18 protein-coding genes and 1 pseudogene are annotated in these 23,247 nt (G+C 55.2%); 18 read left to right on the top strand and 1 reads right to left on the bottom strand.

Going from position 1 to position 23,247, the window contains the following annotated elements; translation table 11 throughout:
* The first annotated feature begins 19 nt into the window (after positions 1-19).
* From AB5Y94_RS14750 to AB5Y94_RS14810, 13 genes and pseudogenes are all read left to right on the top strand, one after another.
* Positions 20-1,168, top strand: a complete 1,149-nt coding sequence (locus AB5Y94_RS14750; RefSeq protein WP_368205994.1) for a glycosyltransferase — start codon at positions 20-22, stop codon at positions 1,166-1,168.
* A gap of 139 nt (positions 1,169-1,307) precedes the next feature.
* Positions 1,308-2,495 carry a hypothetical protein gene (locus tag AB5Y94_RS14755; protein WP_368205996.1) on the top strand — a complete coding sequence of 396 codons (1,188 nt, stop codon included), beginning with the start codon at positions 1,308-1,310 and terminating at the stop codon, positions 2,493-2,495.
* Between the two features lie 35 nt (positions 2,496-2,530).
* Positions 2,531-3,301 (top strand): glycosyltransferase family 2 protein, encoded by a 771-nt coding sequence (locus AB5Y94_RS14760; RefSeq protein WP_368205998.1) that lies wholly within the window; start codon positions 2,531-2,533, stop codon positions 3,299-3,301.
* Positions 3,302-3,327: 26 nt separating this feature from the next.
* On the top strand, positions 3,328-4,077 hold the full coding sequence (locus AB5Y94_RS14765; RefSeq protein WP_368206000.1) for a glycosyltransferase family 2 protein: 750 nt from the start codon (positions 3,328-3,330) through the stop codon (positions 4,075-4,077).
* 3 nt (positions 4,078-4,080) lie between these two features.
* Positions 4,081-5,247 carry a nucleotide sugar dehydrogenase gene (locus tag AB5Y94_RS14770; protein WP_368206002.1) on the top strand — a complete coding sequence of 389 codons (1,167 nt, stop codon included), beginning with the start codon at positions 4,081-4,083 and terminating at the stop codon, positions 5,245-5,247.
* Positions 5,248-5,286: 39 nt separating this feature from the next.
* Entirely contained in the window at positions 5,287-6,558 is a 1,272-nt protein-coding gene (locus tag AB5Y94_RS14775; protein ID WP_368206004.1) for a sugar transferase, read from the top strand.
* Positions 6,559-6,564: 6 nt separating this feature from the next.
* Positions 6,565-7,461 carry a dTDP-4-dehydrorhamnose reductase gene (gene rfbD, locus AB5Y94_RS14780; protein WP_368206006.1) on the top strand — a complete coding sequence of 299 codons (897 nt, stop codon included), beginning with the start codon at positions 6,565-6,567 and terminating at the stop codon, positions 7,459-7,461.
* Positions 7,462-7,498: 37 nt separating this feature from the next.
* Positions 7,499-8,412, top strand: a pseudogene (gene rfbA / locus AB5Y94_RS14785) (glucose-1-phosphate thymidylyltransferase RfbA).
* Between the two features lie 34 nt (positions 8,413-8,446).
* Positions 8,447-8,977 (top strand): dTDP-4-dehydrorhamnose 3,5-epimerase, encoded by a 531-nt coding sequence (rfbC, locus tag AB5Y94_RS14790; protein ID WP_368206007.1) that lies wholly within the window; start codon positions 8,447-8,449, stop codon positions 8,975-8,977.
* Positions 8,978-8,997: 20 nt separating this feature from the next.
* Complete coding sequence (locus AB5Y94_RS14795; protein ID WP_368206009.1) at positions 8,998-10,059, top strand: LPS O-antigen chain length determinant protein WzzB; 1,062 nt, start codon at positions 8,998-9,000, stop codon at positions 10,057-10,059.
* Between the two features lie 109 nt (positions 10,060-10,168).
* Entirely contained in the window at positions 10,169-11,884 is a 1,716-nt protein-coding gene (locus AB5Y94_RS14800) for a Wzy polymerase domain-containing protein (RefSeq protein WP_368206011.1), read from the top strand.
* 132 nt (positions 11,885-12,016) lie between these two features.
* Entirely contained in the window at positions 12,017-12,670 is a 654-nt protein-coding gene (locus tag AB5Y94_RS14805) for a YceH family protein (RefSeq protein ID WP_368206012.1), read from the top strand.
* A 223-nt stretch (positions 12,671-12,893) separates the two neighbouring features.
* Positions 12,894-16,727, top strand: a complete 3,834-nt coding sequence (locus AB5Y94_RS14810; protein ID WP_368206014.1) for a DEAD/DEAH box helicase — start codon at positions 12,894-12,896, stop codon at positions 16,725-16,727.
* Positions 16,728-16,840: 113 nt separating this feature from the next.
* Here AB5Y94_RS14810 and AB5Y94_RS14815 read toward each other — a convergent pair whose 3' ends face one another.
* On the bottom strand, positions 16,841-17,734 hold the full coding sequence (locus tag AB5Y94_RS14815; RefSeq protein ID WP_017765641.1) for a DNA replication terminus site-binding protein: 894 nt from the start codon (positions 17,732-17,734) through the stop codon (positions 16,841-16,843).
* A gap of 504 nt (positions 17,735-18,238) precedes the next feature.
* Between AB5Y94_RS14815 and AB5Y94_RS14820 the strand changes: the two genes are divergently transcribed.
* From AB5Y94_RS14820 to AB5Y94_RS14840, 5 genes are all read left to right on the top strand, one after another.
* Positions 18,239-18,448 carry a DUF1127 domain-containing protein gene (locus AB5Y94_RS14820; RefSeq protein ID WP_005302810.1) on the top strand — a complete coding sequence of 70 codons (210 nt, stop codon included), beginning with the start codon at positions 18,239-18,241 and terminating at the stop codon, positions 18,446-18,448.
* Positions 18,449-18,732: 284 nt separating this feature from the next.
* Positions 18,733-19,758 carry a succinylglutamate desuccinylase gene (gene astE, locus AB5Y94_RS14825; RefSeq protein WP_017782311.1) on the top strand — a complete coding sequence of 342 codons (1,026 nt, stop codon included), beginning with the start codon at positions 18,733-18,735 and terminating at the stop codon, positions 19,756-19,758.
* A gap of 280 nt (positions 19,759-20,038) precedes the next feature.
* Positions 20,039-21,130 (top strand): pyruvate dehydrogenase (acetyl-transferring) E1 component subunit alpha, encoded by a 1,092-nt coding sequence (gene pdhA, locus AB5Y94_RS14830; protein ID WP_206866727.1) that lies wholly within the window; start codon positions 20,039-20,041, stop codon positions 21,128-21,130.
* Positions 21,127-22,113, top strand: coding sequence for an alpha-ketoacid dehydrogenase subunit beta (locus AB5Y94_RS14835; protein ID WP_005302805.1), 987 nt, complete (start codon positions 21,127-21,129; stop codon positions 22,111-22,113). The genes pdhA and AB5Y94_RS14835 overlap by 4 nt, the downstream gene beginning before the upstream one ends.
* Entirely contained in the window at positions 22,110-23,210 is a 1,101-nt protein-coding gene (locus tag AB5Y94_RS14840; RefSeq protein WP_024942458.1) for a dihydrolipoamide acetyltransferase family protein, read from the top strand. The genes AB5Y94_RS14835 and AB5Y94_RS14840 overlap by 4 nt, the downstream gene beginning before the upstream one ends.
* The last annotated feature ends 37 nt before the right edge of the window (positions 23,211-23,247 follow it).

The following is a 23,247-nucleotide window of genomic DNA, read 5'->3' on the forward strand; positions in this document are numbered from 1 at the left end:
TCCTCGAGAGCTTGTTTATATGAAAGTTCTATTAGTCGGAGAATACTCCGGTGTACATACCAATCTAGCAAAAAATCTTATTGCTAAAGGACATACCGTTACAACAGTATCTGATGGTGACGGATATAAAAGTTTTCCTCGAGACATCGATCTTGCGACCTCTGAGAATAGGCTTTTTAAAAACTCCATAGTAAAAAACATTCTATATTATCTCGGCATTAAAGGTGTTATATCATACTTTAAGAAGCGAAATCAGCTTGATGAACTCAAAGGATATGATATTGTCCAGCTGATTAATCCAGCCCCGATAACAGCATACTCTTCAATTGCCAATTATATGTTGTTAAGAAAGCTCAAGAAAAATAACGGAAAGTTTTTTTTATGTGCTTTAGGCGATGACTATTACTGGGTCAAACTATGTTTAAGTAAAAAGCTGAAATATAGTCCATTAGATAAGTTCACTCTATCAACATTTAAGAATTATCTTTTTTCTTTAAAGTATATATATGGGATTGGGTATAAACAGCTAAATGACTATGCTGTTAATATATCAGAAAAAATAATACCTGGTTTGACAGATTATAAAAATGCGTATGCTTGGTCTGATAAAGTTACCGAGATAATAGCTATTTCAATAGATCAAGAGCAGTTCTTACGAACAAAGGACATATATGAGACTCAATCTTTTATACGTAACAGAAACGTCGTAAATGTATTTCATGGATGGCAAAAGGGTAAAGATCTGCGTAAAGGTAACGATATACTTGATGCTACCATGATGTCTTTAAAAGAAAGATACCCGGATAAAATTAATTATGAAGTTGTTTCTGGTTTGACTTATGATGAGTATATAAAAAGATTTGATTCTGCCGATATATTCCTAGATCAATTGTATAGCTATGACCGGGGGGTAAATGGCATACTCGGTATGGCTAATGGAAAGTTGGTTGTGTCTGGTTTCGAAGATTCGCCATCCATACAAGGGCTTGTAACTCAACTAGGAATTAATGGAACTCCAGATCAAAAGACGCTATTTGAGGCTCTTGAATTTATTATTAACAACCAAGATATTAGATATCAGATAGTTAAAAATTCTATTTCCTATATTCTAGACAATCACTCACCAAATGTCGTTGTAAATAAATATATAGATGTCTGGATGGGATAAGGTAAGGTCATCTCAATCTATATAGTCTAATATAAGTAATCTTTTATTATATCGTTTTATTTTATATGCGATAGATATGAGTTTAGAACTATATCATACTGTGGCATGCCAATAACCTACATTGTGTGCAGGTGGTGTTTTGAAAGAATATTTCAATGAGTACTATAATGGAGTTACTATTTGGGGATATATACCAACATTAATTATATTGACAGTCGTTTATATACTATTAGCATATAATATATTGGGAAGTAACAAAAGTGTGGTATATGCGGCATTATTAAGTTGGTTTTTTAGGATTTTGCTTGGATTTTTGGCGCCACTATTGAGTTTTTTTCCTAGTGTAACGGATGCAGATTTATTTTCTAAAATCATATCAGAGAACTTTTATCCTGATTATCAATCTACAGGAGTAAAAATATTTTTTTATATAACCTATATAATTAGGATTTTATCATTGTGGGATATACAAATTTTTGTTTTATATCAGGTGTTCTTCTATGCATTGTCATTCCTGATTATATTTTATTCTTTTGAATTATGGGTAAATAACAAGGGTGAGTCAGTAAATAATAAAACTAAAATTCTCTATATATTCATATCAACTATATATCCTGCATCAATAATGTATATTTCTGTTCCTTTGCGTGAGTTTTTGATAATTTTTGCCATTTCTATTTTTACATTAGGTTCAGTAAAATGGTTGATTCATAAGAAGGATGTTGGCGTTCTTTTATTGGGGGCTATTATCGTACTTGCTGTTAGGCCACAGCTTCTTCCTGCATTGCTATTATCATTGTTTTTAATTAGATTTAAATTAAATTTTTATAATGTCCTGATAATAGCCATTATGCCGATACTCCTCATATATATATTTTCAGTCGTTTTCTTTGATATCTCACCAGAAAAATTGTCGGCCATTAGAGCATCATGGTCAGAGATGCACGCGATAGAAGTATATGGTGTCTTTAATTGGAAAAGTTGGCTTGATGTAGTGATGGATTACCCCTTATTATTACTACAATATTTGCTATCACCAATTCCTATTTTACATCAAAAAGAAGTTTTTAATATGATCGCAGCATCATTAGATGTTATATTTTTAGTGCCGGTTTATTATTGTGTAATATTGTTGTTGATTATGAGAAACAGGATTTTAGTTAGCTCTCCCTTTATGATTATATCATTGGTAACAATATTACTTTCATCTCTTTGGGAGGCTTATATTGGCGGAGCTGTTCGGCATAGAATGATATCAATGTTGCTATTATTCCCCTTGGTTTCCTTTCATCTAACGTATTCCAATAAGAAAATTGGCAAGGATTAGTATCTATGCTTTAAATGTCTGTACAAGGATAAATAATGGCTCTGATTTCACTTGCTATATCTACCATATCAAATAGAATAGATTTTCTCAAACTACAAGAGTATTCAAATGTTGAGTATGTGATTGTACATCAGCGACCAAATGAAGGTGATCCAAAAGTAATATCAAGCTTGAAGGAACGACATGACATAATATATGTCCCATTAGATAAGTCGGGTCTTTCTATCAGCAGAAATACAGCAATTAATAAATGTGGTGGAGATTACATTTTTATTTTAGATGATGATGTCTTCTTTTCTTTTGACTGTATGTTCATGGTAATTGATCTAATGAGAAAGGAGGATGTAGATATTGGTACATATTATCATAAATACACCAACGGAAAGACTACAAAAAATAAGGAGTACTCTTTTTCTCACAATATGTTGAATATCGCCAACCCTTCATCAATTGATATTTGTTTAAAGCGGGAGTCGATAGCGGCAAGTGGGGTGCTATTTGATGAGGACTTTGGTTTAGGGACCAGTTATCCTTCAGGCGAAGAAATGATATTTTTATCTGATTGTATAAAGTCAGGTTTAAAGTTGAAAAGATATCCTATTGAGGTATGTATTCATCCTCCTGTCACATCAGGTAGCGACTTCTATTCTACCAAAGAAAAGATCTTAGCTAAAAAGGCTATGTTTAAAAGAGTGTATGGCCAGTTAGGTGGGATTATGTTTATACTTTTTATTTTGAAAAAATATCCTGCAGCATACAAGGCTGGCTATGGTATGTTTTTCTTAAAACACTCGCTTTTTAAGTAAACTCACATCCGTGTGGTAATATTATTATGGACGCATCCCCCCTCGTTTCAATCGTGATGCCGAGCTATAATTCGGGCAAAACGATATCTGCAGCAATACAGAGTATTCTTCTGCAAGAGTATGATAACTGGGAATTGTTGGTTACAGATGACAACTCATCTGATGATACCGTCGCTATATTAAAAGCTTTTGAAGCGCAAGACCCAAGGATTAATGTTGTATGCAATGACACCAATTCGGGTGCAGGATTCTCAAGAAATCATTCAATCAGAAGGTCGAAGGGTAAATATATAGCATTCCTTGATTCTGATGACCTTTGGAATCCGGATAAACTGAAAGTTCAGATTTCTTTTATGGAGGAAAAGAATTATTCATTTACTTTTTCTTCATATCAAATGTTTTCCAACGAGGGCGAGGGCAAGGTTGTCAATGCTCCTGTATCCGTGACTTATAATGAATTGTTGTATGGTAATGTTATCGGATGCTTAACTGCAGTATATAATGCTGAGATCTTAGGCCGTCAGGAAATGCCACTTATAAGAAAGAGGCAGGACATGGGGCTATGGTTGGTGTTGCTAACAAAGTGTGAGAAAGCTTATGGTTTACCTGACGTGTTAGCAAGATACAGAACAGACTCTGGTATGACGCAAAATAAATTGCATGTAGCGAGATATCAGTGGGAATTTTACAGGACTGTAGTACAGCTGAACCTGTTGAAGTCTTCATGGTACTTCTTCTGGTATACACTAAATGGTTTTTTGAAACATCGGAAATAAAACATGAAAATTGCTATTGCGGGTACGGGATATGTTGGCCTGTCTAATGCCGTATTGCTGGCACGACACCATGAGGTGGTTGCCGTTGATCTGATTGCCAGCAAGGTCGAGCTGATCAATCAAGGGCTCTCTCCCATCGTAGATAAAGAGATCGAAGAGTATCTGGCTGGCGGAAAGCTTAATCTGAGGGCGACTTTAGATAAAGCAGAAGCATATCAAAAAGCCGATTTCGTCATCATTGCGACGCCAACAGACTATGATCCCGACACTAACTATTTCAATACCAGTACGGTGGAGTCAGTAGTCAAGGATGTGATGGCAATCAATCCTGATGCTGTCATGGTGATAAAATCGACCATTCCAGTTGGGTATACCGCTAGGTTGCGCAAGGATCTCGGTTGTGAGAATGTGATTTTTTCCCCCGAATTTTTGCGTGAAGGGCGAGCTCTCTATGACAATCTGCATCCTTCTCGTATCGTGGTCGGTGAGCGTTCAGAGCGAGCTCAGGTGTTTGCCAACCTGCTGTTGGAGGGCGCGATCAAGAAGGATGTACCTGTGCTCTTTACGGACAGCACAGAAGCAGAGGCGATCAAGCTGTTTGCCAATACCTACCTTGCGATGCGCGTTGCGTTTTTCAATGAACTTGACACCTACGCTCAGTTGCATGGCCTCGATAGCCGGCAGGTGATTGAAGGTATTGGATTGGATCCGCGCATTGGCAGCCACTATAACAATCCCTCGTTCGGGTATGGTGGTTATTGTCTGCCAAAAGATACCAAGCAGTTGCTGGCTAATTACAATCAGGTTCCAAATAACTTGATTCGGGCGATAGTCGATTCCAATACAACCCGCAAAGATTTTATTGCGGATTCTGTTATCCGACAAAAGCCGAAAAGAGTCGGGGTATATCGATTAGTCATGAAGTCGGGGTCTGATAATTTTCGAGCTTCAGCCATACAGGGGGTCATGAAACGCATCAAGGCGAAAGGCATTGAAGTGGTTATCTACGAACCAGCCTTGACGGAAGTGGAGTTTTTTCATTCTAAGGTCATCACAGATCTGGCAGAGTTTAAAGCCAGTTGCGATGTGATACTGGCCAATCGACGCGTGGCTGAGCTTGATGATGTTATCGACAAACTCTACACTCGTGATCTTTTCGGTTCAGATTGACATTATTTTCCCCTTATAAAAATCATATTGAGGAATCAAGTGAGTTATCAACGTCGCCACTCACGCTGGTATGAGCGCATCATATTTACTCCTCCTGCACTGTTTATCCTCGGGGCCCTGCTTACGGTTTGTTTACCAGCCATCGAGCGCTGGGGCTGGGAGTTTTGGGAGGGCTTTAATGCCGTCAGAGTCAACACCCTGAGTGGTGCCTTCGTGGCGTTTCTGTTGACCGGTATCGTGCTGCATCGTTTCTTGCGCTACCCGGGTGCGAGTCCCGTGGCCTATATGATTCCCACTGTGACCACCCTTTATGGCGTATTAGTTGGAGTACTTTTCTTCCTGCGCCTCCCTTACAGCCGTCAGGTCTTGTTCGAGTCATATCTGGTGGCGCTGCTCTGCTGCTGGCTAGCCTACTTCATTGGTCGCCGCTACCGGACACCCAAGTATGCCTTGCTGCCTTTTGGTGATTATCAAGCTCTGACCCAACATGCTTGTGTAGAGTGGCGTTTGCTGGCTCGGCCTGATTTAGGTGCCGTGCGATATGATGCCGTGGTAGCCGATCTGCGGGATGAGAAACTGGCGGGGGAGTGGGAGCGTTTCCTGGCGCGCTGTGCCCTGGCTCATATCCCCGTCTATCACATCAAGCAGATTAGTGAGGCCCTGACAGGACGTGTGAAGATCGATCATCTCCATGAGAACCAGCTAGGCTCCCTCTTGCCGTCCCCCGTCTATGCCTTCATCAAGCGGGGAATGGACATCCTGGCCGCGTTGATCGCAATCCCGCTCTTCTCCCCCTTGATGTTGGTGACGGCCATTCTTATCAAGCTGGAGAGCCCGGGCCCCGTGATGTTTCTGCAAAATCGGGTAGGGAAGGGCAACAAGGATTTTCGTATCTACAAGTTCCGCAGTATGTGTCAAAACTCTGAACAACACGGTGCACAGTTTGCTCAGGATGGCGATATGCGCGTCACTCGGGTGGGTAAGGTGATCCGCAAGCTGCGTATCGACGAGTTGCCGCAGTTTTTCAACGTCCTTAAAGGGGACATGAGCCTGATCGGGCCGAGACCGGAGCAGCGCACCTTTGTCGATCAGTTTGAGCGGGAGATCCCGTTCTATATGTATCGTCATATCGTGCGGCCCGGGATCAGTGGCTGGGCCCAGGTGGTGCACGGTTATGCGGCCGATGCCGATGACACTCGGATCAAGATTGAGCACGATTTCTATTACATCAAGCACTTCTCCCTCTGGCTGGATGTGCTTATCGTGTTCAAGACCATCCGAACCATACTGACCGGTTTTGGTGCTCGGTAATCCCAGATGCGTATTTTGTTGCTAGGCGCTCGTGGTCAACTAGGACGAGCGCTTTTTTCTGCCCTGTGCCGGGATTATCCAGATTGGCAGGTAGTCGCACTTGGCAAGGTGGAGTGCGACATCACCGATCCCGATACACTGAGCGGCGCCCTGGATCGCCATCAGCCTGATGTGATCCTCAATGGAGCAGCGTTCACTGCCGTCGATCTTGCAGAGAGCCAGTCTGAGCGTGCTTATCGCATCAATCATCAGGCGGTAGCACTGCTTGCCCGCGAGGCCAATACTAGGGGGGCCTTGCTGGTGCACTTCTCCACTGATTATGTGTTCGATGGTTCAGGCTGTGATCCCTGGTGCGAAGCTGATGTGCCATTTCCGCTCAATGTCTATGGTGCCAGCAAGCTGGCCGGTGAGCAGGCCATTCAGGCCTTTGGTTCTCGTCATCTGATTGTACGTATAAGCTGGCTTTATGGTGGTGAGGGGCGACACTTTGCTCGCACCATTTTGCACCGCGCCGATGTGGGACAACCCCTTGAAGTCGTGGCTGATCAATGGGGTGCACCTACACAAGTGGACTGGTTGGCTGCGACCGTGTTGTCTGTCTTGGAGCAGGCAGTAAATAGGCCGGAAAAGTGTGGTCTCTATCATCTCAGCCCAGCAGGAGAGACGAGTTGGTATGGCTTTGCATCGGCGCTGGTGCAGGAGGGCTGTCGACTCGGCTTGCTGGCAAAACCCGTCCCGGTGAATCCCATTTCTTCGACAATTTGGCCCCAGGAGGCCCGTCGTCCGCTCAACTCAAGGCTTGACTGTCGGCGGTTTTCCGCCGCCTTTGGGATTCACATCCCGACCTGGCAGGTGCTGATGACCCGCTGGCTTGTCAGTCAATGCGAAGGGAAGCAGACGTGAACCGAGCAATAATCACTCCCTCCGCCCTTGGCGTGCTATGCATCAACGTAAAGGCGTCATTCTGGCCGGTGGATCAGCCACCCGCCTCTATCCGGCAACACTTGCCATCAGTAAGCAACTGCTGCCGGTATACGATAAACCCATGATCTATTACCCCCTATCGACCCTGATGCAGGCAGGTATCCGTGACATCCTGATCATCAGTACGCCGCTGGATCTGCCTCGTTTCGAACTGTTGTTGGGTAATGGCAGCCAGTGGGGGATGCGCTTCAGCTATGCAGTGCAGGAGAAGCCCGCCGGACTGGCACAGGCGTTGCTCATCGCTGAGCCTTTTTTGGCAGGCGGTCCCTGCTGCCTCATCTTGGGGGATAACATTTTTTATGGTGTAGAGTTACCTCACCAGTTGCAACGTGCTTGTGCCAAGGAACAAGGAGCTACCTTGTTTGCCTATCATGTACTGGATCCAGAGCGCTATGGCGTGCTGGGGTTTGACGAGCAGGGACGGATAGAGACGATTGTCGAGAAACTGATCTCTCCGGCGAGTCAGTATGCGGTGACAGGCATCTATTTTTACGATGCCACGGCGAGTGCGATTGGACGAATCCTATGCCCTTCGGCGCGGGGAGAACTCGAAATCACCGATGTCAACCAGCATTATTTGGCGAAAGACACTCTGGATGTCTGTTTTATGGGGCGTGGTTCTGCATGGCTTGGCACCTGTACCCACGATAGCCAGCAGGAAGCAAGCAGTTTCATTCAGCCCCTTGGAAAACGTCAGGGCCTCAAGGTGGTGGCTCCTGAGGGGGGGATACTTGGCACCATGGCTGGGGACCCGACCAGGAGCTGGTGGCATTGGCACAACCCCTAGCAAAGAGCTGTATTGCTTCTGCTTCAAGAACCGTTTGGCAAAATACATTCCAATTGAGATTGATGTTTTACACCATCGGGTGATATATCCTTACCCATTCTTCTCAAGACAGCGTCTATGCACTTTATTTCATTGAACATTCAGGATGTTATATTAATCCGCCACAAGCGTCATTATGACGAACGAGGTGATTTCATGGAGCTCTTTCGTCATGAGACTTTTACCCAGCGTTGTGGCGATTTTTGCTTCGTTCAGGACAATTTGAGTCGCTCTCGACAAGGAACGCTGAGGGGATTGCATTATCAGCGACGAAAGTCACAAGGTAAGTTGGTGCAGGTGGTCACAGGGACCATCTTTGATGTTGCAGTAGATCTGCGAGAGACTAGCACAACTTATGGGCAATGGGTGGGGACTAAGCTTTCGGCTACAGAGGACTCATCATTGTGGGTCCCTCCCGGTTTTGCTCATGGTTTCTATGTCATGAGCGAGGAGGCCCATGTGCTCTACAAGTGCACTGATTACTATGTGCCCGAGTTTGAGGCTACCCTCAATTGGGCCGATCCTACCTTGGCAATTAAATGGCCCATTTTGGAGCACGTACCATTATTTCTTTCTGAAAAAGATCGTAACGCACCTTTCTGGCTATGACTTCACCTTTAGGGCCCAACATGAATAAAAATACTTCAAACACCCAATTACCCCAAGGATGGCAACAATCCTCCAATGATGAGATTGATCTACGTGAATTGATGTTGGTGTTGTGGCACCAGAAGTTGCTTATTGTGCTTGTCACGGTTGTGTTTGCTGTGAGCGGTATCTCTTATGCACTGCTTGCACCACAGCAGTGGTCCGCTTCGGCTGTGGTGATAGAGCCGAAGCCGGAAGACATGACACCGATGCTGAAAGTGTCAAAGCAGGCAACTTCATTGGGCCTCAGCGGTTTTCCCAGCGCGAAAGATCTTTATCAGGAATTTATTCTGGAGTTCAACAGTTACGAGAATCGCCGTGATTATCTCAAAACCAGCCCGTTATTCGCCGAGGTGGTAAAAATGCATGGGCTAGATGGCAAGGCACAGGTTCGTTGGTTACGCAACTGGAGTAAATTTGTGACGGCTCAGCCTGTGGACAAAAAAGGGGAGGTCCCGGGGGTTGAACTCAAGTTTGCAGCCTCCACCTCCGAGATGTCACTAGTAATGTTGGAGGGTTATGTCGACTATATTGTCAAGTTGCAACAAAAGCAGTTGACACTCCGACTTGCTGAAAAACGTGATCTGCAGTTGGATGGTATGCAAACTGAATACTTGATCATGCAGGAGAATACAAAACGAGCCCTGCAACAAGAAATTCTAGAATTGGCGATGGCTAACAAAGTAGCCAAGGCGGCTGGCGTCACTTCTCCGTTGGCAAATTATGACACTCAAGAGCGTTTCCCCATTTCTTTGGGCTCTAAAGGGTTGGAAGAGAAGCTGTCATTACTGAAGTCCATCGACCTTGAGGTCTATCAACCCAAGTTGCAATCTCTGCAGGTAAAGATGGCTCGTTTAAAAAGCATCTCTATGGAAGGAATTGCATTTCGTCCGTTCTCCTATCTGGATGCACCAGATGAACCACTGAGCCGTGACAAACCCAAGCGTCCTCTGGTTGTCGTGCTGGCAACCTTGCTTGGCGGTATGCTGGGGATCGGCATCGTACTGGCTCGGCATGCTTTTCGCCGGCCAGAACAGGTATGATGACAAAATGAAATAAGAAACGGGGGGCTATGGCCCCCTTTTTTTGATGTTTGCATCAGCGCCACTGACGTATGAACATTGCTCAACAACATAAAGGGGATCAAGGAAGATGACCAATACAGGTCTCTTTGCTGCCGTCAGCGCTCTGTACTGGTTGCTGGGCATGCATTTTTTCATGCACAACCCCGGTGGGGCCGGGCTCTATCTGCCGTTCAACGCCTGGGGCTGGATCTTCGCCAGTCTGGTCATCGGGTTGGGGCTGTGGCGGGTGACCTTGCAGCAGTGGCTGGTGTTCTCCTTGTTGCAGGGCTGGCTCTGGCTCGGGGGATTGTTGCTGCTGCTGCCGATGGCCTATCCCGGCTTTGAACTGAAAGACTACGCCATTCCCCGTTTGCTGGGGTTGTTCGCCGGTCTGCTGTTTCTGTTCTGTCTCTATCAGTGGCAACTGGCGCGGGCATCCCGTGACCGGCTGCTCTATCTGCTGCTGGGGGCGGTGGCCATCGAGGCGCTGCTGGGCTTGGTGCAGTACTACCTGCTGGTGCCGGGCAACTGGATCGGCTATGACACCCACGTCAACCGCCCCTACGGTATCTTTCAACAACCCAATGTGATGGCCAGTTTCATGGCGACCGGGCTTGCGCTGGCCAGCTGGCTGGAGCTGCGTGGCAATCCCCATGTCTGGCTGCGTGGGTTGCGCCACGGGGTGATCCTGGTGGCCAGCCTGCTGTTGGTGGTGCTGCAATCCCGGGTGGGGCAGTTGGGGGGCTTGCTGGCGCTGCTCCTGCTGGTGCCCGAGCTGCGTCGTCATCGTCTGCTGGCCAGGGTACTGGTGCTGGCCGCGCTCGGCATCTTGCTGGGGGTTGCCTCCCAATACTGGATTGACGGCCTCAGGCGTGGGCTGGAGGCCTATCAATCCGGCGGTATGCGTTCCATCTACTGGCCCTATGCCGCCAAGCTGATTGCCCAGTCTCCCTGGGTGGGCTGGGGCTATGGCAGCTTTGAAACCACCTTCCTTCATCACTACATGGCCGACAAGGCGTTGAACCCGGCCATGGTGCAGATTGAATACAACCTCGATCACCCCCACAACGAGTTCCTCTACTGGGCGGTAGAGGGGGGGATAGCCCCCATGCTGGGCATGGTGCTGATGGGCGCTGCCCTGCTGTGGCGGGCGAGCCGGGCCGGCTGGCGCAAGGGCGCAGCCCTGCTGGCGCTGGTGACTCCGATCCTGCTGCACACCCAGACCGAATACCCGCTCTACCACGCCATCGCGCTCTGGTGGGCCTTGCTGACGTTGGTGTATGTGTTGGACGCGGAAGTGGAGGAGGGGCTACTGGAGGCGGGACGAGCCAGCTGGCGCGAGCATGTCTACCGCCCCTGGCTATTATTACGTTTCGCGGCCATCGCCATCCCCCTGTTGGTGGTGCCCTTTATGTTGACGGCGCTGCACACCGCCTGGGTGGTGACCAAGTACGAGCGCGGCGGCTACAAGGAGCCGACCCTGCTGCTCGATGTCATCAATCCCATGGCCTGGTTGACCCGGGTGGAGTTTGACGTCAACTCGGTGCGGCTGGCGGTAGGCCTGCAGAGCAGCAACAAGGCGGAGCTGGAGGCCTATCTCGATTGGGGACAAGCCTTCGTGCAGCATACGCCGAGGGCCAATATCTACGCCAACATGGTGATCGCGCTGGATGCGCTGGGACGCAAAGAGGAGGCGCGGGCCCTGCGCAGCGAAGCGCTGGCACTCTACCCGGCAGATCCCTTGCTGACCGGCACGGCCGCCAAATCCGTGGCCACGACGCTGGAGCGCAAACCCTCCTCCTGACGATGGCGGGGCGGTTGCGCGATGTTTCATCAACAGCCCCATCGCCTCGCAAAAATGGCGGCCACTGCTGGACGGCAGAGGCGCCATGGCTAAGATAGTGGCCTCAACGTCTTGCTTAGTAGGGAGTATGAAATGGAGTTAGTGCTTGGCCCGTTGGAGGCCCGCGTGATCGGCTGTCTGATCGAAAAAGAGATCTGCACCCCGGATCAATACCCCCTCTCTCTCAATGCGCTGGTCAATGCCTGCAACCAGAAGAGCAACCGCGAGCCGGTGCTCGAGCTGTCCGAGCTCGACATCCGGGCCGTGGTGGATGAGCTGATCCGCAAGCGGCTGGTGGTCAATACCGCCGGTTTCAACGCCCGGGTGCCCCGTTACCAACACCGCTTCTGCAACACCGAATTTGGCGAGCTGAAGTTCACCGCCCAGGAGCTCGGCATTATCTGCGAACTGCTGCTGCGCGGCCCGCAGACACCGGGTGAACTGCGCTCACGCACCAACCGGCTGTGCAGCTTCGATGACGTGGCCGAGGTGGATGCGGTGCTGGCGACCCTCATCGAGCGTGGCCCCTATGTGGTCAAGCTGCCGCGCGAGCCGGGCAAGCGAGAGTCCCGTTACGCCCACCTGTTCAGCGGCGAGGTGGATCTGCAGGCGCTGGCCGAGGCGGCCCCCGCCGGCAACTATGCCTCGCCGGCGGCGGACAGGCTGAGCGCGCTGGAAGAGGAGGTCGAGAGCCTCAAGGCGCAGCTGCAGGCGCTGGCCGAGCGTCTGGCCCGGCTGGAAGGCTGACGCCGGAACAGGATCTTTTCCAAGAGGCGCTACGGCGCCTTTTTTTATGCCTGTGTTTCCCCGTCAGGGCCGCGGGGGCGGCAATGACGGGTTGTCTGCGTCCCGTCGTCATGGTCGGTCCGACCAGCAGGCGCCAGCTTTTTTGCGTTATTTCGCGCTTAAGGGTCGAGCCGCAGTTGCTTTCCCGTTAAAATTCCGCTTTTGCACCGGCCCGTGAGTCTCGATGTCTGCGTCCACTCTCTCTTCAGATTGTTATGTCCTGCTTGGCGAGCTGCAGTTGCAGCGCACCGCCAGTACCCGCTATTTGCAAGAACAACTGCCATCTGGACAGACCCTGCCGGATCGGCTCGGTCAGTTGCAGCAGCAGGGGCTGGTTCGCCAGCGCGGAGAGCAGCAGTGGAGCCTGACGGCGGAGGGGACGCTGGCACTCATCCTGGCGGTGCGCCGCGGCGACTGCCCCATGCCGAACTGGGCACGGGTGCCGTCGGTCACCGGTCAGGAGATGGCCCAGGCGCTGGTGCGCGAGCTCTGTCTGGGAGAGGCCGGGCAAGTACCCGCTTACTATCTGGCGGCCGACCTGCTGAGTCTGCTCGATCTGCCCGACGCCCAGCTGCTGCTGGTCGGCTCGAGCCCGCAGTGGCAGCGGTTGCTGATGCAGCACTTCGCCCTGCAGACCCTGCTTGATGCCGAGCCCCACCCGCAGTGGCCGCTCACCCCGCTTGCCCAGCACTGTGCGCCCGAGCTGGCAAGTTTGACCGAGGGCTTTGCCGCCGAGTGGCAATGGCTCTGCGGCGAGCCGAGCGGGGAAGCGACCACTCACTGGCCCGCCCTGCAGCAGTTGGTGGAGCAGGAAGACGAGCAGCCGCTGGCCGAGCGCCTGCTGGCTGCGCTGGGGGCTTGGCAGGCGTCAGCGGGCGCGGGTCAGTGGCCTGCCACCTTCAGTGCCCTGCTCTGGCTGGGCTGGTTGCAGCAGGCGGATCCCGTGCTGGCCAGCGAGCAGCGCAAGAAGTGGCTGCGCACTTTGGCCAATCAGTTCCCCCTGCTGGCCGATCTGCTGGGACAGTGGGCAGGGGAGCGCCACGGCCAGGCGGTCGGGCTGTTCGACACCCTGCAATTGCCGCTGGAGGAACTCCATTGGGGTTACCTCTGGCTCGATCTCTGTGCGCTGGCCCGGCACGGCGAGCAGAGTCCCCAGGTAGCCATCCTGCACAAGTGGGATCTCTCCCACGTGCTGGAGGCCGCGCCCCGCCACCGCTTGATGGCCTTCTGCCAGGATCTGCTGCGCCTGCTGCTGGGGCAGGGGGCAGAACGCACCCCGCTGCAGCAGTTGCGGGCCGCCGGGCCGGATGATGAGCAGGGGAGTGCGTCTGAGGATGAGGAGAAGGCTCCCGCCTCGGCCAGCTGGCTCAACTGGCTGCAGGGACTGGGCCGCTCCAGCGGCGTGCGCAAACCGCAGGAGCGGCTGGTCTGGTTGCTTCACGCCGAAGGGCCCGAGCTCGAGTGCAAGATCCAGAAGCAGAGCACCAAGGGGGAGTGGACCGCCGGTCGCCGGGTCGATCCCGCCCTGCTCTCCACCCAGTACGCCGCCCTGCTCGACGAAGAGGATTGGGCGCTGGTGCGTACCCTGCCGCGCAACATGGGGCGGCTGCCGCGCGAGGTGTGGGCGCCGCTGGCCAACCACTCCCGTTTGTTCAATGCCAGAGGGCAGAAGCTGCAGCTCGCCATCACGGCGCCACTGCTGCAGATCGTGGCCACCGAGCAGGGCATGGGGGCCGTGTTGAGCCCGGCCGCGGCCGCACGCGGGGCGCACATACTGCCGCTGGCTCAGGATCTGTGGCAGCTCATCCTCACCCCCCAGGCCCTGCAGGATCGCCTACCGGCGCTGGAGGCCATTCCCGACCTGCCGGCCGAGGGGCTGGCTGAGTTGCAACGCACCCTGGATGCCATCCCGGATCTGCCCTGGCACAGCCAGGTGGCGGGGCTGCACGGCAATGCCGAGCTGACGCCCTGGCCCGGAGTGGCCTCGGTGCAGCTCGACTGGCAAGATGGCCAGCTGGCGGTCAGGCTGGTGACCCGGTTCGAGGAGCTGCCGCCGCTGCCCCTTGGCAAGGGGGAGGCCATCGTGCGCCAGGGGATCAAGGATGATCACTATTGGCAGCGGGATCTGGCGGCCGAGCGGGGCGAGGCCCAGCTGCTGCGCAATCAGCTGCCCATCGAGCTGCCCGGCAGTGAATGGCGGCTCGAGGGGGAGCAGGCACTGGCGCTGGTCAACGCCTTGCCGGAGCTGGTGGATGCTGGCGTGGTCATTCACTGGCATCAGGACAGCGCGCGTTTGAAGAGCCTCGATGAGGCGGCGCTGAGCCTGCGCATCGAGCGGCGTCAGGATTGGTTCCAGGTGGAGGGGGCCCTCTCCCTCGATGAGCACCAGATCCTCGATTTGCGCCTGATCCTGCGTCAGCTGACGCCGGGCCAGCGCACCGTCCAGCTCGACGAGAAGACCAGCCTGATGCTGAGCGACAAGCTGGTGGAGCGGCTCACCATGCTGGGGGCCATGCTGGATGACGAGCAGCGCATCAACAACAAGCTGGCCTATCCGCTCACCCGGCTACTCTCCGTCATCACCACCGAGGGGGATGCCGCCTGGCAGAACCTCCAGCAGGAGTGGCAACAGGAGGTGGCGTGCCCGGACGAGTTGATGGGGCCGCTGCGGGACTATCAGAAGGAGGGGGTGCGCTGGCTGGCGACCCTGGCCCATCACGGTTTCGGTGCCTGTCTGGCCGATGACATGGGGCTGGGCAAGACATTGCAGGCCCTCATCGTGCTGCGGATGCGCCAGCATCTGGGGCCGGCCCTGGTGGTGGTACCCAAGTCAGTGGTCACCAACTGGCAGGAGGAGGTGGCCCGCTTCGCCCCCGAGCTGGAGGTGGTGGTGTTCGACAACCCCGCCGAGCGGGATGGGATGGTGCGCGAGGCCAGGGCGGGGCAGATCATCCTGCTCAACTACGGCATGCTCGGCAGCCTGGCGGAGGCGCTCAAGTCGCGGCGCTGGTCCAGCATGGTGCTGGATGAGGCGCAGCAGATCAAGAACGCCGGTACCCAGCGGGCCAAGCTGCTGTTCCAGCTCGACGGTGATTTTCGGCTCGCCCTCTCCGGCACCCCCATAGAGAACCATCTGGGGGAGCTGTGGAGTCTGTTCACCTTCATCAACCCGGGGCTGCTGGGCAGCCTCGGCGAGTTCAAGCGCCGCTTTGGCAAGGCGGTCAAGGATCCCCAGCACATGGCGCTGCTGCGGGCGGTGATCAGCCCCTTCATCCTGCGCCGGCTCAAGCACCAGGTGCTGACCGAGCTGCCGGACAAGACCGAGATCATCCACCACATCAGCCTCTCCCCGGCGGAGCGCCAGCTCTACGAGGCGACCCGGCGCGAAGTGGTGCAGCAGGTGCAAAGTGCCGATGGTCGCGCCCTGATGCACGTGCTGAGCGGCCTGACCCGGCTGCGCCGGCTCTGCTGCTCGCCCCAGCTGGTGATGCCGGAGTGGGCCGAGGCCAGCAGCAAGCTGGACGAGGCGATGGCGCTGCTGGATGAGGCCATCGACGGCGGTCATCGGGTGCTGGTGTTCAGCCAGTTCGTCGATCTGCTGAGCCTGCTGCGCACCCGCATCGAGCAGCGGCAGTGGGATTATTGCTATCTGGATGGTGGCTGCTCGGCCAAGGCGCGGCAGGATTCCATCCTGCGCTTTCGCCACGAAGCGGTGCCGCTGTTTCTCATCAGCCTCAAGGCGGGGGGCACAGGGCTCAACCTGACCCAGGCCGATACCGTGCTGCACCTCGACCCCTGGTGGAACCCCGCGGTGGAGGATCAGGCGAGCGACCGGGCCCACCGCATGGGGCAGACCCAGCCGGTGACCGTCTATCGCCTGGTGTGCGAGCAGACGGTGGAGGAGAAGATTGTCGCCCTGCACGACGAGAAGCGGGCGCTGGCCGATGGCCTGCTGAGCGGCCAGTCGGAAGTGCGCGGGCTGGATGTGGAGAGCCTGCGGGCCCTGCTGATGAGCTGACGAGGGGCTGACTCGTGCAAGAAACAAGGGGGAGCATCTGGTGATGCTCCCCCTTGTTGTTGGGCAATACGGGTTGTGAGCTGAGTGGGTTGTGCCTGGTGGGCAAGGGCCCCTTACCCCTGATAGAGGTAGAGGTGGAGCCGCTCTATGACGGGTTCGCCGCCAATCTTGCGATCCCGCCTGGCCTGGCGCAGCTTGGGCGGGTAGTGGCCAAGATGGGTGACGGCCGGCTGGCTGTCCGCGCAGAGCAGCAGAGGCAGGCTTGCCTTGATCTGCTGCTTGCGGGGCTCCCGATCCAGCCAGAGCAGGTTGATCATGGGGTGGGTCTTGACCGGGCGGCGGATCCGAAGCTCTGCATCCGCCGGCAGGCGGCGGATGTCGTAGACCTCCTGATCCACCATCTTGCTCCACTCCTCGTTGTCCGACAGCGCCGGGACATAGCGGCGGCTGCGCTCCAGCATCTCCAGCACCTGCTCGCGGCTGAGGCGGTTGATGCTCTGCTTGTCGGCCCAGGTAAAGCCCAGCGAATGCAGGTCACCCTCCAGCAGGGTCAGTTTGCGATAGACCTGCAGGGTGATGACCCCGGGCAGCGCCCTGTGCACCAGTTCAAACTTCTCGTCCCGGCTGCCCGCCTGCTGTACCAGGGCCTTGAAGGTGAGCTTGCACTCATTGATCTCGTCGATCAGCGGTCGCAGCAGCGGGGCGCTGGCGGCGGGCAGGCGCAGCCAGCCCGGCAGGCGATGGGTGGCCTTGGTGGAGCAGCCGGCGCGGGCACTGTGATCCCGATAGGCGGCCAGGGTGGCGGCCAGCGCCTCTTCACCATCGAGGTAGCCCACCGTGATGGTGTCGATGGGCTCGTGCTCCTCTCCCTGCGCGACGGCGGGCAGGGGATAGACGTGGGCTTCCAGCAGCTCCAGCTGCGTCAATTGATCCGCCAGCCTGGCCAGCGCCTCTTCGAGCCGCTCCATCTGTTGGCGCAAGGCGGCGGTGGGGGTGAATGTCTCCATCGGCATATCCTGTGTCGCCCTTGCCGGCCCTTGGGGCGGGAAACGGCAAGGCGGTAAAGGTACTGTATAAATAACCATATCAGCCCTGTGTATGCGTGCCAAGTGGGAGCGAGAGGCGGGCAAGGCGATGGGTCACTGGAAGGTAACTGTGGTGTATCAATGTGTTAATTGAAGATCAATGAAAGATCTCTTCATTAACAATTGAATGTAAACAGCCGGTTGACCCTGCTTTTTGCCAAGGACGGGAGTGCATAGCCAGCAGAGGAAACTGCATAGTTAGAAGGGAGCCATGCAGGAGAATATGCTGCAGCCTTTCATCAGGCCAAGAAAAGGTTTGTTAGTCTTTTATAATCAGTATCTTATGTTTATCTCACCACGGACATCAACCATTAGTTTTACTAATGTCTGCTATCAAAATTCGTCAATTGAGTCGGCCATACCCCCTGACTAAGCTTTGCGCAACAAATTTGCACCCGCGCAGACACCCTACAGAGGAGCCATATCATGGCCAACATGACTTATACCGCCGCCGGTTACCAGCATTCCAGCCAACTGAATCTGGTTGCCCGCGTCAAAATGACCGTACTGACCTGGCTGGAACGTAGCCGCAGCCGTCGCCAGCTCTCCGAGCTGCCCGAATACCTGCTCAAGGACATCGGTCTGAACGAAGCCGATCGTTATCAAGAGACCACCAAGCCGTTCTGGCGTGGTTGATCTGCCGGGCAAGGATGCCTCGTTTTTTTGCTGATCCACGGTCGCAGACCTCCGCCGTCACGGGTTGATGGATTGCCCTGTTCATCAGCTGCTTCACGCTGATCGCCTTACCCGATTTCTTCCCTCACGGCTCTGTGCCGCTCTCTCTCTGTTCCCCACGCCCCGATCCTGCTCCACACCCAAACTTGTAACATTACTGTTTGAATTTGTTTAAAAATTGATTTTAAGCCGAAGCGCCTTGCGTATAATCCGCCCATAGCGTTCCTGACAAAAGGGTGAGATGGATGATTCCCCAGCATGACTTTTTGGCTCTGACCCGCCGCCACGAGTGGCAGCTTGAGCCCTTTTCCTATGCGTTGGCCAATGGCGACAGGGTGAGTGTCTGGGATACTGGCGTGCTCTGCCTCGAGCCCGCTTCCGGGGCCGGTGATCAACCCGGTGGGCGCAAGGATATCGTGCTCTCCTGCGGCGTCCACGGCAACGAAACCGCGCCCATCGAGATCTGCAACCAGCTGCTGACTCGCCTGCTCTGCGGTGAGCTCAAGGCCCGCCATCGGGTACTGTTCCTGTTCGGCAACCCGGCAGCCATGAACCTGGGTGTGCGGGAAGTGGAGGAGAACATGAACCGGCTCTTCTCCGGCGCCCACAGCAAGGGGGAGGGGCTGTGCAATCAGGAGCGGATCCGCGCCATGCGCCTCGAGCAGTATGTGAGCCGCTTCTTTGCCGACGCGGCCAGACCTCGCTACCACTACGATCTGCACACTGCCATTCGCGGCTCGCGCCACGAGAAGTTTGCCGTCTACCCCTTCCCCCACGAGCGGCCTCACTGCAAGGAGCAGGTACAGTTTCTCGGTGCCTGCGGCGTGCGCACCATTCTGCTCTCCAGCGGCCCCACCACCACCTTCAGCTATTACAGCTCCCATCACCATGGCGCTCACGCCTTCACGGTGGAGCTGGGCAAGGTGCGCCCGTTCGGCGAGAACGACATGACCCGTTTCATCGAAACCCGGCAGGCGCTGCAGGATCTGGTGACCCGGGATGAGGTGGAGCTGGAGCCCTGGCGAGCGGATGACTTCACCATCTTTGCCATCGATCGGGTGATCAACAAACGCTCGGAGCAGTTTCGTTTCCTGTTTGCCAGCGATGTGGACAATTTCACCGAATTTCCCCAGGGTTTCGTGCTGGCCGAGGATGGCGAACTGCGCTACACGGTAGAGAAACCGCGGGAGGCGGTGGTGTTCCCCAACGCCAACGTGGCCATCGGCCAGCGCACCGTGTTGCTGGTGGTGCCGACCCGGCTGTGGGAGTAACCCGGCGCGGCCTCTGATGACAATCTCAGGCTGCCGCCGGCCTTGCCGGCCGTGCAGCTCGGAGCGGGAGCCCCTGGTGCTCCCGTCCCGCCCTGACAGGGAGCCCGACGTGGCTCCCTGTTTCGTTTTCTTTCAGCCGAAAAATCCAGCTTCTTTCTGAAATTAAAGAAGTTTCTACTGGTCTTACCTGGCTAAATCTCATTGCCCTTTGCTTAACAATCTATTTACATTCAAAGGGTCACCTCATGGTGGTGACGTTGACAACGGCAAGGAGCCAGTTATGACCCATGTCGACATCCCTTTCCTTCGTTACCTCGATGAGGAAGGGCGCCCGGTCGCCACACTACCGACCTGGCTGGACAAGGCGATGCTGCACACCTTCTACCGAAACATGGTGATGGTGCGCAGTTATGACAAGAAAGCGATCGCGCTGCAGCGAACCGGCAAGCTCGGCACGTTTCCCTCCCATCTGGGAGCCGAAGCGGTCGGAATAGGCGTCGGGCTCGCCATGCAGCCGCAGGATGTCTACGTGCCCTACTACCGGGACATGCCCACCCTCTATGTGCGGGGCGTGCCCATGGAGAAAAACCTGCAGTACTGGGGCGGGGACGAGCGTGGCAGCGTCTTTTACAAGGCGGATGGCGAACTCTCCGAGGACCTTCCCATTTGCGTGCCCATCGCCACTCAGATCACCCATGCCGCCGGCATCGCCGCGGCCTTCAAACTGCGCAATCAACCCAGGGTCGCCGTGGTGACCATCGGCGATGGTGGCACCTCCAAGGGTGACTTCCTGGAGGGGCTCAACTGTGCCGGCGTCTGGCACCTGCCCATGGTGATGATCATCAACAACAACCAGTGGGCCATCTCGGTGCCGCGCAAGCTGCAGTCGAGCGCCCCCACCCTGGCCCAGAAGGGCATAGGGGCCGGTGTGCGCAGTATCCAGGTGGATGGCAACGACGTGGTCGCCGTTTATGAGGCCACCCGCAGCGCCGTCGAACGCGCCCGTAGCGGCAAGGGACCGACCCTGATCGAAGCGGTCAGCTATCGGCTGGGGGATCACACCACGGCCGACGATGCGACCCGCTATCGGGAAGCGGCCGAGGTGGAAGCCGCCTGGGCCAAGGAGCCGGTCAAACGGCTGCGTCAGTTCATGTTTGAACAGGGCTGGTGGGACGAGCAGCAGGAGCAGGCACTGCTGGCCGAGGCGTCCCGCGAGGTCGAGCGCGCCGTGGCCGTCTATGAAGGAACGGCGGCTCAGGCCCCGGAAACCCTGCTCGACTATCAGTTTGCCGAGTTGCCGAAGGATTACCGCACGCAGCGCCAGCGCATCATCGCCAAGGGCATGCAGCAGCACAGCGGGGAGGAAGCATGAGTGATATGACGTTGCTCGAGGCCGTCAATCTGGCGTTGCATCACGAGATGGAGCGGGACCCGGACGTGGTGGTGCTCGGCGAGGATGTGGGGGTCAACGGCGGGGTGTTTCGCGCCACCGTGGGCCTGCGCGACAAGTTCGGCTTCAAGCGGGTGATCGATACCCCGCTGGCCGAAGGGCTGATCGCCGGGGTGGCGGTCGGCATGGCCACCCAGGGGCTCAAACCCGTGGCCGAATTCCAGTTTCAGGGGTTCATCTTCCCGGGCATGGAGCAGATCATCTGCCAGGCGGCGCGGATGCGCAACCGCACCCGGGGCCGCATCACCTGCCCCATCGTCTACCGCTCTCCCTACGGCGCCGGCATTCACTCCCCCGAGCACCACAGCGAGAGTGTGGAAGCCCTGTTTGCCCACATTCCCGGGCTGCGAGTGGTGATCCCCTCCAGCCCGAAGCGGGCATATGGCTTGCTGCTGTCGGCCATTCGCGACCCGGATCCAGTGATGTTCTTCGAGCCCGATCGCATCTATCGCTCCATGAAGTCCGACGTGGTGGATGACGGCATCGGCCTGCCGCTGGATGTCTGCTTCACCCTGCGTCCCGGCCGCGACCTCACGGTCGTCGCCTGGGGGGCCTGCATCCAGGAGGTGATGCGGGCGGCGAACCTGCTGGCGGAACAGGATATCCAGTGCGAGGTGCTGGATCTGGCCACCATCAAGCCGCTGGACATGGAGAGCATACTGGCATCGGTGCGCAAGACCGGCCGCCTGTTGGTGGTGCACGAGGCGTGCGGCAGCTTCGGAGTCGGTGCCGAAATCGTGGCGCGGGTCACCGAGGAGGCGCTGACCTCCCTCAAGGCTCCGCCCAGACGGCTCACCGGGGTGGACGCCGCCGTCCCCTACTACCGCAACGAAGAGTATTACCTCATCACCGAGCAGGACATTGCCGATGCGGCTCATCAGCTGATGGAGAACCAGTGGCTATGAAATTTTTCAAATTACCGGATCTGGGTGAAGGCTTGGCCGAAGCCGAGATCGTCGAATGGAAGGTCAGCGCCGGCGATACCGTGAGTGTCGACCAAGTGTTGCTGTCGGTAGAGACGGCCAAGGCGCTGGTGGATGTTCCTTCGCCAGTAGCGGGGGTTATCGCCAGGCTGTGCGGACAGGAGGGGGACATCCTGCACATAGGTGCGCCGCTGGTGGAGTTCGAAGGCGGCGAGGATGACGGCACCGTGGTCGGCAAGGTCAACGCCCATCAGCAGCATATCGAGGATCACTTCGTGGTGGGCGCCATCGCCCCCGGCGGCGCCCTGGTGCAGGCCATGCCAGCGGTACGTCTGCTGGCCCAGAAACTGGGGCTCGACATCGAGCGGATCAAGGGCAGCGGCAGTGCCGGCATGGTGACCGAGCAGGACGTGCAGCAAGCGTTCGAAGCCCAGCAGAGCAGCGGCAACGAGTTCCTCAAGGGCTCGCGCCGGGCCATGGCCAAGGCGATGGAGCTCTCGCACCAGACGGTGGTGCCGGTCAGCATTACCGACGAGGTGGACTTGCGCCACTGGCGTCCCGATGAAGATGTGACAGTGCGCCTCATCAAGGCCATCGGGGTGGCTTGTCGGGCCGAGCCCTCCATGAATGCCTGGTTCGATGGCGATACCCTGTCAAGACGGCTGTTCAGGGAGGTCAACGTGGCCATTGCGGTGGATTCCAAACATGGGCTCTACGTGCCGGTAATGGAGAACGTGGCCGAGCGGGAAGGGGCCGATCTGCGCCAGGGGCTGGATCGCATGATCGCCGACGTGAAGGCGCGCGCCGTACCGCGCGAGATGCTGCAGGGGGCAACCATCACCCTCACCAACTTCGGCGCCATCGCGGGCCGCTATGCCAGCCCGATCGTGACGCCGCCCCAGGTGGCCATCATTGGCGCGGGCAAGTTGTTCGAGAAGGTGGTGTTCATCCATGGGGAGGCGCGCCCGGTCAGAGCGTTGCCACTGTCGATGACATTCGACCACAGAGCCTGTACCGGCGGCGAGGCGGCACGCTTCCTAAAAGCCCTGGTTCAGGCGCTGGAAGCAGCTACGCTGTAACGTTTGTGCCCTGCCGTGGCAGGGCACAAATTGTTTG

The sequence above is a fragment of the Aeromonas sp. s5 genome, assembly GCF_040907865.1.
GTDB classification, from domain to species: Bacteria; Pseudomonadota; Gammaproteobacteria; order Enterobacterales; family Aeromonadaceae; genus Aeromonas; species Aeromonas dhakensis.

Excerpts from the sequence above, each read along its gene's own strand:
- AB5Y94_RS14750 (WP_368205994.1), top strand. The coding sequence starts at position 20 with ATGAAAGTTCTATTAGTCGGAGAATACTCCGGTGTACATACCAATCTA.
- AB5Y94_RS14760 (WP_368205998.1), top strand. The coding sequence starts at position 2,531 with ATGGCTCTGATTTCACTTGCTATATCTACCATATCAAATAGAATAGAT.
- AB5Y94_RS14765 (WP_368206000.1), top strand. The coding sequence starts at position 3,328 with ATGGACGCATCCCCCCTCGTTTCAATCGTGATGCCGAGCTATAATTCG.
- AB5Y94_RS14770 (WP_368206002.1), top strand. The coding sequence starts at position 4,081 with ATGAAAATTGCTATTGCGGGTACGGGATATGTTGGCCTGTCTAATGCC.
- rfbD (WP_368206006.1), top strand. The coding sequence starts at position 6,565 with ATGCGTATTTTGTTGCTAGGCGCTCGTGGTCAACTAGGACGAGCGCTT.
- rfbC (WP_368206007.1), top strand. The coding sequence starts at position 8,447 with ATGCACTTTATTTCATTGAACATTCAGGATGTTATATTAATCCGCCAC.
- AB5Y94_RS14795 (WP_368206009.1), top strand. The coding sequence starts at position 8,998 with ATGAATAAAAATACTTCAAACACCCAATTACCCCAAGGATGGCAACAA.
- AB5Y94_RS14800 (WP_368206011.1), top strand. The coding sequence starts at position 10,169 with ATGACCAATACAGGTCTCTTTGCTGCCGTCAGCGCTCTGTACTGGTTG.
- AB5Y94_RS14805 (WP_368206012.1), top strand. The coding sequence starts at position 12,017 with ATGGAGTTAGTGCTTGGCCCGTTGGAGGCCCGCGTGATCGGCTGTCTG.
- AB5Y94_RS14810 (WP_368206014.1), top strand. The coding sequence starts at position 12,894 with ATGTCTGCGTCCACTCTCTCTTCAGATTGTTATGTCCTGCTTGGCGAG.
- AB5Y94_RS14815 (WP_017765641.1), bottom strand. The coding sequence starts at position 17,734 with ATGGAGACATTCACCCCCACCGCCGCCTTGCGCCAACAGATGGAGCGG.
- AB5Y94_RS14820 (WP_005302810.1), top strand. The coding sequence starts at position 18,239 with ATGGCCAACATGACTTATACCGCCGCCGGTTACCAGCATTCCAGCCAA.
- astE (WP_017782311.1), top strand. The coding sequence starts at position 18,733 with ATGATTCCCCAGCATGACTTTTTGGCTCTGACCCGCCGCCACGAGTGG.
- pdhA (WP_206866727.1), top strand. The coding sequence starts at position 20,039 with ATGACCCATGTCGACATCCCTTTCCTTCGTTACCTCGATGAGGAAGGG.
- AB5Y94_RS14835 (WP_005302805.1), top strand. The coding sequence starts at position 21,127 with ATGAGTGATATGACGTTGCTCGAGGCCGTCAATCTGGCGTTGCATCAC.
- AB5Y94_RS14840 (WP_024942458.1), top strand. The coding sequence starts at position 22,110 with ATGAAATTTTTCAAATTACCGGATCTGGGTGAAGGCTTGGCCGAAGCC.